The following is a 14608-nucleotide window of genomic DNA, read 5'->3' on the forward strand; positions in this document are numbered from 1 at the left end:
CTTTATGCCGGCTTTTTTATTTAATAAAGCTTGTCTCTGGCATGAAGAGAAATACTTGCAGAAAACACATTGATTTCACAATAGCGCTGTATAGTTCCTAATATACATTTATCAAAGTGAGGTATTTGAATTGAAAAAGAAAAAGCTATTTATGGGAACTATTATTGCATGTGTGGCGCTAACATTGTCTGCGTGTGGTTCCTCAGAAAATGTTGCAACATCAAAAGTAGGAAACGTGACAGAGAAAGAGTTAAGTAAAGAATTAAGGCAAACATATGGAAAAAGTACTTTATCTCAAATGATGTTAAATAAGGCATTGCTAGATAAATATAAAGTTTCAGATGAAGAAGCTAAAAAACAAGTAGAAGCAGCGAAGGAACAAATGGGTGACAAGTTTAAAGTTGCTTTAGAGCAAGTAGGATTAAAGAATGAAGATGAATTAAAAGAGAGAATGAAGCCAGAAATTGCACTTGAGAAAGCGATTAGAGCGACTGTCACAGATAAAGATGTGAAAGATAACCATAAACCTGAAATGAAGGTAAGTCACATTTTAGTGAAAGATGAAAAAACTGCGAAAGAAGTAAAAGAGAAAATAAATAATGGTGAAGATTTTACTGCTTTAGCGAAACAGTATTCGGAAGATACTGGTTCAAAGGAACAGGGCGGAGAAATAGCTGGTTTTGCTCCTGGTCAAACTGTGAAAGAGTTTGAGGAAGCTGCGTATAAATTAGATGCAGGACAAGTAAGTGAGCCAATAAAAACATCTTATGGTTATCATATAATAAAAGTGACGGATAAAAAAGAATTGAAACCATTTGATGAAGTAAAAGATACGATTCGAAAAGATTTAGAACAACAAAGACTGCAAGATGCGACAGGTAAATGGAAACAACAAGTAATCAATGATCTATTGAAAGAAGCAGATATTAAAGTAACAGATAAAGAATTTAAAGATACATTTAAATTCTTAGATGAGAAATAAGGTTTAGAAGAAAAACAGAGATTTAGCATAATGCTATATTTCTGTTTTTTTGTTTTCAATAGAAAAGGGAACTCATATAGAGTTCCCTTTTCGCGTTAGTGTGTGAGTTATAAATAGATAGTAAGACAATACAATATTACATTTAAATATTAAGAATTACAATAGGAAAATTTGGATGTAGATAAAAGGAATAAGCAATTAAATTCGTAAAATATTGAAATGATAATGTTTTAGTTAATTAATTTTGTTAAATATAAACTAAATATATTTTCGTGGAGAGTGAATTGAGGACATAATTTAAAGAATGGTACATATCATATTTATTGGAGTATAAATTAACTTTATAGGAAGTGACATGTTGAACATTTAGTACAAAAGGATGTTCTTAATGATGATAAGAATTATTTATCCCGCTATTTGTGGGAGTCTTACTGCTCGTAAAAGCCCGATTGGTGAAGGCTAATAATCAGTGGGTGATGGACAAAACCCCCACTGATTATTAGCCTTCACTTTATTAAAATAGGATGAATATTTTTATATTTACTAGATTATTAAATTAATTTGGGGGAGAATATATGAAAGTTATTTTTAAGAGAGAAGGCGGAGGGAAAATTTTTGAATCATCTAATGAAAATATAAGCGTTCTATTAGCTGTATTAAAAGAAACAAAAGGGATAAAGATTGGGATGGTTGAGTATGAAGTATTAGAATATAAACTGGAATATTATCGGAATCCGAAAAAAACAGAAACAGAAAGAGAATTACATATTATAATGCAACCCAAGCATATTCAATAAAGAAAGTGAAAAATTGATGAGTGTGAATCTTACTGCCTACAAATAGCAGGATAAATGGTAGTAATTGTCGATATGTATGAAACTTATGAGGAATGAATTGTTTTACATCATAAGTTTCTAAAGCTTTGTGAGTTCGTTCATAATAAAAGTGTATGCTTTTGTTGAAGGATGGTTAATGAGATATAGCTGAAATTTGTATTCCAGAAAGAACGTTAGTTAGGATAGAAAAGTAAAATTAGAAATATAATTAGTTCAATAAAAGCGACTTCACATTAGGTGGAGTCGCTTTTATTGTTGCTACACGTATTCTATGATGCGATAGGAAGTGCAAAGAAATTTGATTAATAAAAGGGAGTAATAAATGAGTATGAATAAACTTCATATATTAAAGTTGCATTTTGTTTGAAAAATTTACATGTTGCACTTCCGTAAGAACGTTCGTTCGTGTATAATTAGAACGAATGTTCTTTCGAAGTGGAGATTTCTACAAATTCATAAATAGTTTTGAATTGGAAAGCTACGCTACATATAAATAAGAGATGGATAAAGAATGAAGCGATAAGGCTTCTAACCGCAAGGACTGCGGAGATAGCCTAATAAAGTAGAGTTCGATAGAACTCTTTATTTAGGAATCCCCCACTTCTAAACGAAGTGAAAGTGGGGTAGTTCAAGAATGGATAGATATAGAAAATTGAGGAGTAAAGAAAATGAATTATGTAAAGATACAGGAAAAAGGAAGAGAGTGGGTTCCGTTTACAGTAATGTCGGAACAATTATTAAGTATGAAAAAAATTATTGGAGAGAAATTAAAAGTCCAAAGACCGCTAATAACAAATGAAGCGAAAGACAGCATTTCAGACAAATTATTAACTTCATTATTGTCTGAAGAAGAGATGTTAGTGACATATTTTGAAGAAGGATACATACTTACGAGTTATATGACAGTGGTTCATATAAATCCAATTCAACAAATTGTAAAATGTACAGATGCATTTTATAAAACATATATATTTTCTGCAATGGACATAATTGATGTAACCTAAAAGAAGCTGAATTTTGAAGTTTAGCTTCTTTAATTTATCTAGCTATTTACGGACAGGCAGATTCACACCTCAAAATTCGGCTGTGAGTCAGGCTACCTGTTAAAACCTAATTTTTTGAAGAGGTGAAGAACTAAATGAAAAAGCAGCTAGCTGCAAGCTAGCTGCTTAGCCCCAGGGAAAGGGAGAAAAAGATTGGCACTCAAAAAATCAATGATAGCTGTGTATCAGCCTGAGTATAGTATAGACAAATTTTAAAATGTTATACAAAAATGATTACAGATCTGGTTAGGCCGTACCAACTTGGTTTTGATCTGCTAGATCAGAATCAAATGTATTAGTCGCGCTAACCCCACTAAAAGTGTTCACTACGAAACCAACGTTAGATGCGCCAGAGCCGTTATAAGCTTTCGTATTCTCTTTTGGAGAAACATTGTAGAAATCACCTAAGTTGAAAGATCCGTTACTATTTTGTACAACTAAATTCCCAACAACTGAGGGCATAATTTTCACCTACTTTATAAGTAATTGTTTGCATTACTATATGAAGGTATAGTCTAATTGGTTCATTTGACAAATATTCCGGAATAGAAAAATGTTTGAAGCTTTGTTTAATCAATCGAGCAAAAAGTATGTTAAAATTAATGAAGAGCTGAATTTTAAAAAGAATAAATTTGAATAATTAATATATATGGAATTAAAGGAGGCAAAATGTAATGGATAATGTTATAAAAACAGTGGATTTAACAGATGCAGAATCAAGTAAACTTGTTGCTTATATTTATAGTAATGATGTCACATTGATCGAAAAAGCATTTTGTCCTAATGAAATAAAATTAAAGTTTAATGAAATAGCAATTTTATCGGCAATTAAAACCGCATATATTACGAAAGTATCTATAAGGAAAGAACTTGAAGCAATTTTTCACGATACAGGCGTTTTATTAGTAAAGCAAAATGTTGAAAGGAATAGTATTCAATCTATAACAATGCATTTTGAGCAATTTAAAAAGTTGCAAAATGAGATTGAGAATTTAAATAAAAGTATGTTATAAGACTAGGTGGAAATTTATTGATAGAGGTGGGCTCTGTTAAGTTGAAAAAGTGGATTGAAAAGTATTTGGATAAATCGAACCGTAAACATAAATATACTTTCATTAAGGTGTAACCTATATTTATCGATGTGAGAAATGTAGGGAATAGAAGATACAATTTAAAAATAATAACGATACAAACAAAAAGAGTAACTATGATGGTTACTCTTTTTGTTTGTAATATGTAATATCAAAAATACTTCTAAAGTATGAAATGAATTGATACTTAAGTGAGAAGTTGAATAAGAATAAAAAGAGTAATATTAATGGAAAGGAGGAGATGAAGTTGGAGCGAAACGACATTGGGAAACTTGTAATTATTACTGGAGTAACGCAAGGGTTAGGACGTGCAATGGTTGATAGGTTTCATGAATTGGGGTGGAACATAGCAGGGTGTGGACGCTCAAAAAATAAAATTGAAGAGCTTAATAAATATTACGGTGCTTCACATGATTTTCAAATAATTGATGTTTCAAATCATCACCAAGTTAGTAAGTGGGCAAGTCGTATTCTTAATAAGTATAGGGCTCCCGATATGTTAATAAATAATGCATCGATTGTTAATCAAAATGCACCTCTATGGAAAGTTACCGCACAAGAATTTGAAAGTGTAATGAGTGTAAATGTGAACGGGGTAGTAAATGTCATTAGGGCGTTCGTCCCGGCGATGATAGCTAGGAAAGAAGGAATTATTATTAACATGAGTTCTAGTTGGGGAAGAGAAGGCGAGGCTGAACTTGCGCCATATTGTGCCTCGAAGTTTGCTGTTGAAGGTATCACGCAGTCAATGGCAATGGAACTACCAAATGGTATGGCAGTAGTTGCTTTAGATCCAGGTGGCAGTATTAGCACTCCAATGCTTCACTTATGTGCACCTCAATATGTAAAAGAATCTCCTACACCTGAAATGTGGTCACATAAAGCAATTCATTATATATTAAATATATCAATAGATAAAAACGGTGAGTCATTGACATGTCCGGCATACATTCATTGAGAAACTCCTTGTCAAAAAGAGCGCCAGAAAGGTGCTCTTTTGTATTATTAGTACATTATGTGATGCACAAAATTACATATGAAAAATAGAATAATGAATTAAAGGTGATATTTGTTTATTTCGAATGTACTAGAAAATTTTAATATAGGTGATGGAAAATGAACCTACGCGATTTAGAATTGACAGGGGCATGGTTTCAAGTTGGAGGAAATCTTATAGCAGCAATTGGAACAACTAGAGGGTTTGCAGGAGAAGAAAAGATTGAGTCGGATCTCGTTATTGTAGGGAGTTCATTACAAGCTCTCGGATATATATTACAAATTATAGCAACTAATGATGCGAAAGATGAAGATAAATGTGAGAAGCAAGAGGTAACTATAGATAATAAAAATAAAGCGCTAGCGAAAACGGGGATTGAGTTATTAGCTTTAGGTAATATTTCAAATGTAATAGGAACGTATTTTAATCTCAATGAACAAATGAAAGAAAATGATTTCCTTATAATTACTGGAAATAGTTTGCAATCAATTGGCGCTTTTTTAGGAGTAGAAGTAGCATTGAATGAGATAAATGGAATACAGTGGATTATCGTATTAGGGAATTCAATGCAAAGTTTAGGTGCGGGATTACAAGCATATGAAGGTATTAAAAATATACCAAAAGAAGAAAAGGGAAAAGAAGACAGTAATATAGATAAAGAAGATCAACGTATAATAGGGCTAATAGGTATTTGGATACAGGCAATAGGTACTGTAATTTCAGCAATTGGATTAACCGAAATAGTAGAGGAACAACGATTGGAATCTAAGAAAAGGTGATGAAATACTCATTTCAATGAAGTTTGGAGTATTTCAATTTTAGAAGTAGGACAAGATGGATGTGTTAATTGTTTTTGTAGGCTTTTTCATATAGGCGTAGAATATACATATAAATGAACAGGTGAAAATAACTTGTTAACGTTAGTGAGAGGCTTCTCATTTAGTTATACTATTATATGTGATTTTTGTAATGATGAGTTCTTATATACGCTTTTAGAAATAACATGATTTCATAGGTTTGATAGTGTAGGAGATGGATGGGGAAGAATCGAAAAATAAACATTAAGGAGTTTTTCAGACATGATGTACTTATTAGCAATTTTACTTCCGCCGGTAGCTGTTTTATTTTGCGGAAAGCCGTTTCAAGCGATTATTAATTTCATTTTAACCTTAATTTTTTGGGTTCCAGGCGCGATACACGCAGTTCTTGTCGTACATGATAAAAAAGCCGACAGGCGACTTAAAAAACAAGTTCAAGCGTATGATGAAATTAATAAAAGAAATAGAAGGTAAATTGCGATTGACATACAAAAAAGAAAGGGGATTTGATTCGCCTTTCTTTTTTGTATGCCAATCAAGTTTAAATTTTAGTATAGCGGTAAGAATTTTTAATATAAGTATTATGATAATAACTTTTAGAGTGTGCGTTTAATAAACCGGTGTAAATGCTTTCTGGCACATTAAAGAAATCATACATACCATTCTTTAGTTGAATACGTAAAATCATAGAAAAAGGATTATAGCCAACAGCAACTAATTTTTTTGAAATAACGGGAGATAGCTTCATCATTACGCAACTCCTTATTTTTCATTTTAGATGGTTTCTTGTAGAGAAGGGGATTGTCGTGTTGAAATCCTAATAATTAAAGGAGTATTATACTTATATGCAATATATTAAATGTTTGTTATACGTAATTATAAGGAAGTTCACACGAAGTACATATCGTTGTGCTATTTTTATTTCACCTTTGATTTATAAATAAGAAAATATTGACCATTTGAAAAAAAGGTATATTATTTATACGAGGTATTAAAAATTCACTTCTTACATTCTATGCTTTAAGGGGCAGTATTATTAGAAAAAATAGAAGTGAAAATAGTTTGTATAAGAAGTATTCTAAAATGTATAATCTGTGAATTGGGAAAATATTGAATGATCCAGGTCGATATACTTTCTTGATTAAATGTATTTGGGAAAGTGACCTCAATATTTTCAAGTAAATCAACGGGAGAATTGAAAGGCAGGAGAAAGTAACATGTCAGAAAATTATCGTTCTCGAGAGGAGCGACGACAAGTTCAAAAGAAAAAACAGCCAGCTTCTAAAAAAACAAAACCAAAAGGTAAAACATCGTTTTTTCGTAAATTTTTAATCAGTTGTTTACTACTTGGTATTGTAGGATTAGTGGCAGGGGTTGCTACCTTTTTCGTAATGATTAAGGATGCACCAAAACTTGAGAAAGCAAAACTTGTTAATCCGTTATCCTCAAAAATTTATGATAAAGACGGGAATTTGGTATATGAATATGGGAAAGAAAAGCGGACGAATGTTACGTATGATCAAATCCCTAAATTGGTAGAAAATGCATTTTTAGCAACAGAAGATTCGCGTTTTTATGAGCATAGCGGAGTAGATTTTAAAGGTACTGCTCGTGCAGTTTTAGTTAGTCTTAAGGGAGATTATGGCTCTCAAGGTGGTAGTACGATAACGCAGCAAGTTATTAAAAACTACTTCTTATCGATGGAAAAAACGTCAAAACGTAAAGTTCAGGAAATATATTTAGCCTATAAGCTAGAACAACAGTATTCAAAACATGAAATTTTAGAGATGTATTTAAATAAAATTAATTTAGGTAATCGTTCATATGGAATCGCAACAGCAGCACAAAACTACTACGGTAAAGAATTGAAAGATTTAACATTACCAGAAGTTGCGATGCTTGCCGGTTTACCAAAAGCACCGAATAACTATGACCCAACGAAAAAAGAAAATGTTCAAAGGGCAACAGAAAGAAGAAATACTGTACTAGGGTTAATGAATCGACATGGTTATATTACAAAGGCAGAAATGGAAGAAGCATCGAAAGTACCAGTGGATAAAAATATTAAGAGTGCAGCTGAACTACAAGCGATGCCACATACTGCATTTATGGATGCAGTTGTGAAAGAAGTAGAAAAAGAAATACCAGATGTTAATATTGGATCTGACGGTTTAGAAATTTATACAACTTTGGATCCAAAAGCGCAAGATTTTGCTGATCAGCTTTTAAATGCAAATATTATTAATTATCCAAACGATAAGTTCCAAGGGGCTTTCACATTTATGGATACGAAAACTGGTGAAGTTCGTGCTATAGGTAGTGGTCGTGGTGAAAATAAAGCAGTATTTAAAGGGCATAATATGGCGATTGAATTAGATCGTGCAGCTGGTTCAACTATGAAGCCAATTTTTGATTATGCACCGGCTATTGAATATTTAAAATGGGCTACGTATCATCAAATCGATGACTCTCCATTTAAGTATTCAACTGGCCAAGAAGTGAGAAATGCAGATAGAAGTCATTTAGGGCCAATCTCAATGCGTGAAGCACTAACAAAGTCACGTAATATCCCAGCTATTAAAACAGCTAAAGAGGTAGGTATTAGTAAATCGAAAGAGTTCTCTGAGAAATTAGGTATTACATTTAATGTAGCACCGACAGAATCAACAGCGATCGGTACAAATGAAGCGTCACCAACTGAAATTGCAGGTGCTTATGCGGCATTTGGGAATGACGGTAAGTATACGAAGCCGCATTTTGTTAAGAAAGTAGTTTATCCAGACGGCAAGTCACAAAGTTTTGGACAAAAACCAAAACCAGTTATGGCGGATTCTACAGCATATATGATTACTGATATGCTTCGTTCTGTAGTTACATCAGGTACTGGTACATCGGCAAATGTGGCCTCTTTAGATGTAGCTGGTAAAACAGGTACAACTAACTATTCTTCAAAACAACTAGCACAATATGGAATTCCAGAAAGTGCAACTCGTGATAGTTGGTTTGCAGGATATACACCGCAATATACGATGGCAGTATGGACTGGATATACGAAAGATGGTAAAGACGAGTATATTAGTAGTAAAAATACGAAAATTGCACAGTTGATCTTTAAAGAAATGATGAGCAAGATGGCTACAGATAAATCACGCTTTAAAATGCCAAGTAGTGTTATTCAAGAAGGTAGTGAGTTACGTATAAAAGGTGAAAAACGTGATTCATCTCCAAATACGAGCGTACCGGATACAACGGAACAACCAAAACAAGACCAACAGCAAAAAACTGAAGAAGAGAAAAAGCAAGAAGAATTAAAGAAACAGGAAGAACTTAAGAAACAAGAAGAGCAAAAGAAACAAGATGAACTTAAGAAACAAGAAGAGCTAAAGAAGCAAGAAGAGCAAAAGAAACAGGATGAATTAAATAAGAAAAATGAACAAAATAATGGAAATGGCCAAGGAAATACAACACCACCGAACAATGGTGGAGGCCAAGGAAATACAACACCACCGAACGATGGTGGAGGCCAAGGAAATACAACACCACCGAACAATGGTGGAGGCCAAGGGAATACAACGCCACCGAACAACGGTGGGGATCAAGGAAATACTACCCCACCGACTAACGGTGGAGGAGGCCAAGGGAATACAACTCCAACGCCACCAGCAACAACGCCACCAACTACTGGCGGGAACACAGGAGAAGTCCCTGCCAATAATGGACAATAAGTAATGTATATAAAAGCACCAAAGGTACCGATAAAACGGTTCCTTTGGTGCTTTTTATATTATAAAGGTTAATATTATTTTTAAATGTTAAAAGTACCATAGAAATTTTGAAAGTAAATTGATGGGAAATGATAAAAAATTTGAGTTGGTGGTATTGGATAACTAGGGCTATAAAAAGTAGTACTACTACTAGGGTGTGTACCATGATGCCAAAATGAAGGGGTGACTTGGTCAGGCGATTGATAATGTTGCCAAGCGGCAGGAAGTTCGATACCAACATCAGAACTAGCTGTATGAACGGCAGGAACATGTATTGAGGGAGCTGATGGGACAACGGCGGTTATTCTTGGTGATACCCACATGAAACGATCACTCCTAAGTTTAATAATAAAATAGTATATTCTTTTAGAACATATAAAGGTACATATATAGGGTTTTTGCTTAAAACATAGGTATAAAGTCGTAAGACCAACTTAAATTGAGGATAGACCATTTATTATGAAAAGATACGTCTATTAGCGGAGGGCAAGGGAACATGAAAAATATACAATTGATATGTTGATTGCAATATTTTACGTGTTTATGGAGGAATTTTAATGGAACGATTATGGACGAAATCATTTATTCAAATGACTATCGCGATGTTATTTTTATTTACAGGGTTTTATTTACTTGTTCCAACGCTCCCGCTCTTTATTAAAGAGATTGGTGGAAATGAATCACAAGTTGGACTGATGATGGGAATGTTTACAATAGCTGCGGTTGTAATACGACCGATTATTGGAGGAATGTTAGATCAATATGGTAGAAGATCTTTTATTATTTTCGGACTCATCTTTTTTGGGATAACGATGTATTCGTATAATTTAGCATCGACTATTGCCCTTTTAGCTGTTTTACGCGTTATTCACGGAGTGACGTGGGCTGTTTCTACAACAGCAGTTGGAACAGCGATAACTGATATTATTCCAGATTCACGTCGTGGTGAAGGGATGGGCTGGTATGGCATGGCGATGACAATCGCGATGGCAATTGGCCCGATGATTGGATTATGGGTTGTACAAAATTATTCATTTCATGGTCTATTCTTGTTAGCAACTCTTTTATCCTTTATGGCAGTCGTATTATCGTTAATAACGAAAATGCCATTCACGCCACAAAAAGAAAAAGGGAAAATTCAGCTGTTTGAAAAATCCGTTTTATCAATAACGGTTGTTGTTTTCTTTTTATCATTTGCATATGGAGGAATAACAACATTTTTACCGTTATTCGCGTCATCAATTGATGTGAATCCTGGGACATTCTTTCTTGTATATGCAATTGCTTTAACAATTGTACGACCTATTTCAGGAAAACTATTAGATAAGTATGGAGAAGTTTTTATCATACTTCCGGCACTATGTATTACTATTTTAGCGATAGTTGTACTAACGATTTCAAATGGTTTGATAGGTGTAATGATTGCAGCGGCATTATATGGTGTTGGATTCGGTTCAGCACAGCCCGCTTTACAAGCAGCGATGCTGACAATTGTTGATCCTAGTAAAAGAGGAGTTGCTAACGCTTCATTCTTTACTGCATTTGATTTAGGTATTGGATTAGGTGCGATTTTACTTGGAGTTGTTTCACAAATGTTTGGTTACCGTATTTTATTCGCAGGTAGTGCAATTTCAGGATTAATAGCTTTAATTATATTTGTCATTTTTGTAAAACAAAGATTAGGCAAAAAGGATTTTGCGTAAACAGGAAGAGCGAAGATGAAAATTTCAATTGAACATGATGCTCGACGATGCTTTAAGGAAGAATTGCGTATAAAGCATGATGAATCTATTTGATGTATTGTAAGGTACGGAGGAAATAGCTCAATTCAGCCCGGATATTCTTTAGGGATTATTTCTGAAAAATCAGATGGGGAAATAGTGTCAGTTGAGAAAGACGGTAGTTTATTTTTATAGATTTTGATGATCTTTCGTACTTTCAAAACTATGAATTAGTTGTAAGCTATCGTAAAGAAACGGAAGAAATTTAATTTAATTATGTAAAATAATAATTTTATTAAAAATAAATAAATTTTATATAAGAATTATATTTATGGGCATATGAAATAAATATTATAAAAAACCGAGCTGTGCATGAGTGCAGCTCGGTTTTTTATGTTTGTTGAAGAAAAAGGGATTAAAGGTATATTTAGTGGGATTATATGGATAATTGTTATATTTCGTTTTAAAAAATTGTAAAAGGATGTCTGTCCTTTCTTTATAAAAGATGAAAGTTATTTTTGAAAAATTGTATTATTACATCGGTAAAAGTATAGGAAACTTATCATTATAAAATAAATTGAAATCTTCTAAAAACTCTGATACATTGAAATAGAAATGTAGTTTCATATTATTGTAAAGGCTTACAGTTATGTGCACGAAGATCTATTAGGATTGGAGGAAATAATGATGAAAGCTGAAGAAAAATTTTCCCCGGGATTAGATGGTGTAGTAGCAGCGGAAACGAAAATTTCGTTTCTTGACACAGTAAAAGGTGAAATTGTAATTCAAGGGTATGATTTAATCGAACTCTCAAAAACAAAAGAGTATTTAGACATTGTGCACCTTTTATTAGAAGAACGTTTACCGAATGAGGATGAGAAAGTAACAATTGAAAAGAAATTAAAAGAAGAATATACAGTGCCAGAAGGTGTATTCAATGTTCTAAAGGCATTGCCTAAGGAAACGCATCCTATGGATGGGCTACGTACAGGTGTGTCTGCATTAGCTGGTTACGATAGTGATATCGAAAACCGCTCGTTAGAAGTGAATAAAAGTCGAGGATACAAGCTTTTAAGTAAAGTGCCAAATATTGTAGCGAATAGCTACCATATTTTAAATAATGAGGAACCAATTGAGCCTCTTCAAGAATTGTCATATAGTGCGAATTTCTTCTATATGTTAACTGGAAAGAAACCAACTGAACTTGAAGAGAAAATCTTTGATCGTTCCCTTGTTTTATATAGTGAACATGAAATGCCAAACTCTACATTTACAGCACGCGTTATTGCATCAACGCAATCCGACTTATACGGTGCTTTAACAGGAGCAGTTGCATCCTTAAAAGGAAGTCTTCATGGCGGTGCGAATGAAGCGGTTATGTACATGCTTTTAGAAGCTGGTAATGTTGAGAAATTTGAAGAGTTATTACAGAAGAAACTATATAACAAAGAAAAAATTATGGGCTTTGGACACCGTGTTTATATGAAAAAGATGGATCCAAGAGCACTTATGATGAAGGAAGCATTAAAGCAGTTATGTGATGTGAAAGGCGATTATACACTATATGAAATGTGTGAAGCTGGAGAAAAAATTATGGAGAAGGAAAAAGGGATTTATCCGAATCTTGATTATTATGCTGCTCCAGTATATTGGATGCTTGGTATTCCAATTCAACTTTACACACCAATCTTCTTTAGTTCTAGAACAGTAGGGCTATGTGCACACGTAATTGAGCAACATGCGAACAATCGTTTGTTCCGCCCACGTGTAAATTATATTGGCGAGCGACATGCATTTAGTAAATAAAAACAACTGGGGAGTTGTTAGCGCCGCCCGCCAGATGGGTGTTTGACCGACACCCATCATTAATAATAACGAATTTTCGACAGAAAGGGAAGAATAGCATGATTAAAACAAATGAAATTAAACAAAAAGATGCATTATTAGAAGAAATTACGGACTATGTATTAAATAAAGAGGTTACAAGTGCAGAGGCATTCAGTACGGCTCGCTACGTATTACTTGATACACTTGGATGTGGAATTTTAGCACTACAATACCCAGAGTGTACGAAATTATTAGGACCAGTTGTACCAGGAACAATCGTGCCAAATGGTACACGTGTACCAGGAACATCTTATGTGCTAGATCCAGTAAAAGGCGCATTTAATATCGGATGTATGATCCGTTGGTTAGACTATAACGATACTTGGCTTGCAGCAGAGTGGGGACATCCATCTGATAACTTAGGCGGAATTTTAGCAGTTGCAGATTATATTAGCCGCGTTCGTATTTCAGAAGGAAAAGAACCATTAAAAGTACGTGAAGTACTAGAAATGATGATTAAAGCACATGAAATTCAAGGTGTACTTGCTTTAGAAAACAGTTTAAACCGTGTTGGTCTTGATCACGTATTATACGTAAAAGTAGCGACGACTGCAGTAGTTGCAAAAATGCTTGGCGGAACGCGTGAGGAAATCTTTAATGCATTATCACATGCGTGGATTGATAATTCTAGTCTTCGTACATATCGTCATGCTCCAAATACAGGTTCACGTAAATCATGGGCAGCAGGTGATGCGACGAGCCGCGGTGTTCATCTTGCAATGACTGCATTAAAAGGTGAAATGGGTTACCCAACGGCATTATCTGCACCAGGATGGGGATTCCAAGATGTGTTATTTAACAAGCAAGAATTAAAATTAGCAAGACCGCTAGAAGCTTATGTAATGGAAAATGTATTATTCAAAGTGTCATTCCCAGCAGAATTCCATGCACAAACAGCTGCAGAATGTGCAGTGAAATTACATCCGGAACTTAAAGAAAGATTAGATGAAATTGATCGTATTACAATTACAACTCATGAGTCAGCAATTCGTATTATCGATAAAGAAGGTCCATTAAATAACCCAGCTGATCGCGATCACTGCCTACAATACATTACGGCAATAGGTTTATTAAAAGGAGATATCGTTGCGGATGATTATGAGGATGTAGTAGCGAATGATCCACGTGTAGATGAATTACGTAATAAGATGGTTGTTGTTGAAAACAAACAGTACAGTTTAGATTACCTTGACCCGAACAAGCGCTCAATCGCCAACGCTGTTCAAGTTCATTTTAAAGATGGTACTGTAACAGAAAATGTGGAATGTGAATATCCACTTGGCCACCGTTTCCGTAGAGACGAAGCAATTCCAAAAGTTGTTCGAAAATTCACTGCAAATATGGCAGGTCATTATTCTAGTAAGCAACAAGAAAAAATCCATGAAGCTTGTCTAAATGAAGAAAAACTAGAAAATATGAATGTAAACGAATTTGTAGATCTATTCTTAATTTAATAATAGGGGGAATTT

Annotated in this window: 14 protein-coding genes and 1 pseudogene; 12 read left to right on the plus strand and 3 right to left on the minus strand. The window is 34.0% G+C overall.

Translation table 11 applies throughout. The features are described from left to right. Positions 1–130: 130 nt before the first annotated feature. The 3 genes from MKX37_RS11125 (at position 131) to MKX37_RS11135 (ending at position 2822) form a co-directional block, all read left to right on the plus strand. Positions 131–982, plus strand: coding sequence for a peptidylprolyl isomerase PrsA (locus MKX37_RS11125; RefSeq protein ID WP_002031835.1), 852 nt, complete (start codon positions 131–133; stop codon positions 980–982). A 575-nt stretch (positions 983–1557) separates the two neighbouring features. Continuing rightward, the gene (locus MKX37_RS11130) at positions 1558–1779 is read left to right on the plus strand and encodes a hypothetical protein (protein ID WP_002012623.1); all 222 of its coding nucleotides are present in this window, start codon (positions 1558–1560) and stop codon (positions 1777–1779) included. 707 nt (positions 1780–2486) lie between these two features. After that, a complete protein-coding gene (locus tag MKX37_RS11135; RefSeq protein ID WP_002085766.1) occupies positions 2487–2822 on the plus strand; it encodes a YolD-like family protein in 336 nt (111 codons plus the stop codon). 285 nt (positions 2823–3107) lie between these two features. Here the strand turns inward: MKX37_RS11135 and gerPF are convergent, their stop codons facing one another. Then, positions 3108–3323 carry a spore germination protein GerPF gene (gene gerPF, locus MKX37_RS11140; protein WP_001141569.1) on the minus strand — a complete coding sequence of 72 codons (216 nt, stop codon included), beginning with the start codon at positions 3321–3323 and terminating at the stop codon, positions 3108–3110. Between the two features lie 212 nt (positions 3324–3535). On the opposite strand from gerPF, the gene MKX37_RS11145 reads away from it, so the two are divergent. From MKX37_RS11145 to MKX37_RS11160, 4 genes are all read left to right on the plus strand, one after another. Further along, positions 3536–3874, plus strand: coding sequence for a hypothetical protein (locus MKX37_RS11145; RefSeq protein WP_002127270.1), 339 nt, complete (start codon positions 3536–3538; stop codon positions 3872–3874). 325 nt (positions 3875–4199) lie between these two features. Continuing rightward, positions 4200–4910, plus strand: a complete 711-nt coding sequence (locus MKX37_RS11150; protein WP_002085764.1) for an SDR family oxidoreductase — start codon at positions 4200–4202, stop codon at positions 4908–4910. Positions 4911–5068: 158 nt separating this feature from the next. Continuing rightward, positions 5069–5728 carry a DUF6944 family repetitive protein gene (locus MKX37_RS11155; protein ID WP_002035373.1) on the plus strand — a complete coding sequence of 220 codons (660 nt, stop codon included), beginning with the start codon at positions 5069–5071 and terminating at the stop codon, positions 5726–5728. Between the two features lie 300 nt (positions 5729–6028). Then, a complete protein-coding gene (locus MKX37_RS11160; protein WP_002085763.1) occupies positions 6029–6241 on the plus strand; it encodes a YqaE/Pmp3 family membrane protein in 213 nt (70 codons plus the stop codon). A 67-nt stretch (positions 6242–6308) separates the two neighbouring features. Here the strand turns inward: MKX37_RS11160 and MKX37_RS11165 are convergent, their stop codons facing one another. After that, entirely contained in the window at positions 6309–6518 is a 210-nt protein-coding gene (locus MKX37_RS11165) for a KTSC domain-containing protein (protein ID WP_002085762.1), read from the minus strand. A 466-nt stretch (positions 6519–6984) separates the two neighbouring features. On the opposite strand from MKX37_RS11165, the gene MKX37_RS11170 reads away from it, so the two are divergent. Then, complete coding sequence (locus MKX37_RS11170; RefSeq protein ID WP_002185919.1) at positions 6985–9492, plus strand: transglycosylase domain-containing protein; 2508 nt, start codon at positions 6985–6987, stop codon at positions 9490–9492. Positions 9493–9572: 80 nt separating this feature from the next. Here the strand turns inward: MKX37_RS11170 and MKX37_RS11175 are convergent, their stop codons facing one another. Next, positions 9573–9854 (minus strand): hypothetical protein, encoded by a 282-nt coding sequence (locus MKX37_RS11175; RefSeq protein ID WP_002185918.1) that lies wholly within the window; start codon positions 9852–9854, stop codon positions 9573–9575. Positions 9855–10088: 234 nt separating this feature from the next. Between MKX37_RS11175 and MKX37_RS11180 the strand changes: the two genes are divergently transcribed. The 4 genes and pseudogenes from MKX37_RS11180 to prpD all read left to right on the plus strand — a co-directional run bounded on the left by MKX37_RS11180 (position 10089) and on the right by prpD (position 14593). Further along, positions 10089–11234 (plus strand): MFS transporter, encoded by a 1146-nt coding sequence (locus tag MKX37_RS11180; RefSeq protein WP_002168450.1) that lies wholly within the window; start codon positions 10089–10091, stop codon positions 11232–11234. 15 nt (positions 11235–11249) lie between these two features. Beyond that, positions 11250–11521, plus strand: a pseudogene (locus MKX37_RS11185) (HesB/YadR/YfhF family protein). 415 nt (positions 11522–11936) lie between these two features. Further along, complete coding sequence (gene mmgD / locus MKX37_RS11190; protein WP_002168449.1) at positions 11937–13058, plus strand: citrate synthase; 1122 nt, start codon at positions 11937–11939, stop codon at positions 13056–13058. Positions 13059–13156: 98 nt separating this feature from the next. After that, a complete protein-coding gene (gene prpD / locus MKX37_RS11195; protein ID WP_002127277.1) occupies positions 13157–14593 on the plus strand; it encodes a 2-methylcitrate dehydratase in 1437 nt (478 codons plus the stop codon). The last annotated feature ends 15 nt before the right edge of the window (positions 14594–14608 follow it).

It is taken from the genome of Bacillus sp. FSL R5-0709 (assembly GCF_038004785.1).
GTDB lineage: Bacteria > Bacillota > Bacilli > Bacillales > Bacillaceae_G > Bacillus_A > Bacillus_A mycoides.

Excerpts from the sequence above, each read along its gene's own strand:
- MKX37_RS11165 (WP_002085762.1), bottom strand. The coding sequence starts at position 6,518 with ATGATGAAGCTATCTCCCGTTATTTCAAAAAAATTAGTTGCTGTTGGC.
- MKX37_RS11155 (WP_002035373.1), top strand. The coding sequence starts at position 5,069 with ATGAACCTACGCGATTTAGAATTGACAGGGGCATGGTTTCAAGTTGGA.
- MKX37_RS11145 (WP_002127270.1), top strand. The coding sequence starts at position 3,536 with ATGGATAATGTTATAAAAACAGTGGATTTAACAGATGCAGAATCAAGT.
- gerPF (WP_001141569.1), bottom strand. The coding sequence starts at position 3,323 with ATGCCCTCAGTTGTTGGGAATTTAGTTGTACAAAATAGTAACGGATCT.
- MKX37_RS11170 (WP_002185919.1), top strand. The coding sequence starts at position 6,985 with ATGTCAGAAAATTATCGTTCTCGAGAGGAGCGACGACAAGTTCAAAAG.
- MKX37_RS11130 (WP_002012623.1), top strand. The coding sequence starts at position 1,558 with ATGAAAGTTATTTTTAAGAGAGAAGGCGGAGGGAAAATTTTTGAATCA.
- prpD (WP_002127277.1), top strand. The coding sequence starts at position 13,157 with ATGATTAAAACAAATGAAATTAAACAAAAAGATGCATTATTAGAAGAA.
- MKX37_RS11135 (WP_002085766.1), top strand. The coding sequence starts at position 2,487 with ATGAATTATGTAAAGATACAGGAAAAAGGAAGAGAGTGGGTTCCGTTT.
- MKX37_RS11160 (WP_002085763.1), top strand. The coding sequence starts at position 6,029 with ATGATGTACTTATTAGCAATTTTACTTCCGCCGGTAGCTGTTTTATTT.
- mmgD (WP_002168449.1), top strand. The coding sequence starts at position 11,937 with ATGATGAAAGCTGAAGAAAAATTTTCCCCGGGATTAGATGGTGTAGTA.
- MKX37_RS11175 (WP_002185918.1), bottom strand. The coding sequence starts at position 9,854 with ATGTGGGTATCACCAAGAATAACCGCCGTTGTCCCATCAGCTCCCTCA.
- MKX37_RS11180 (WP_002168450.1), top strand. The coding sequence starts at position 10,089 with ATGGAACGATTATGGACGAAATCATTTATTCAAATGACTATCGCGATG.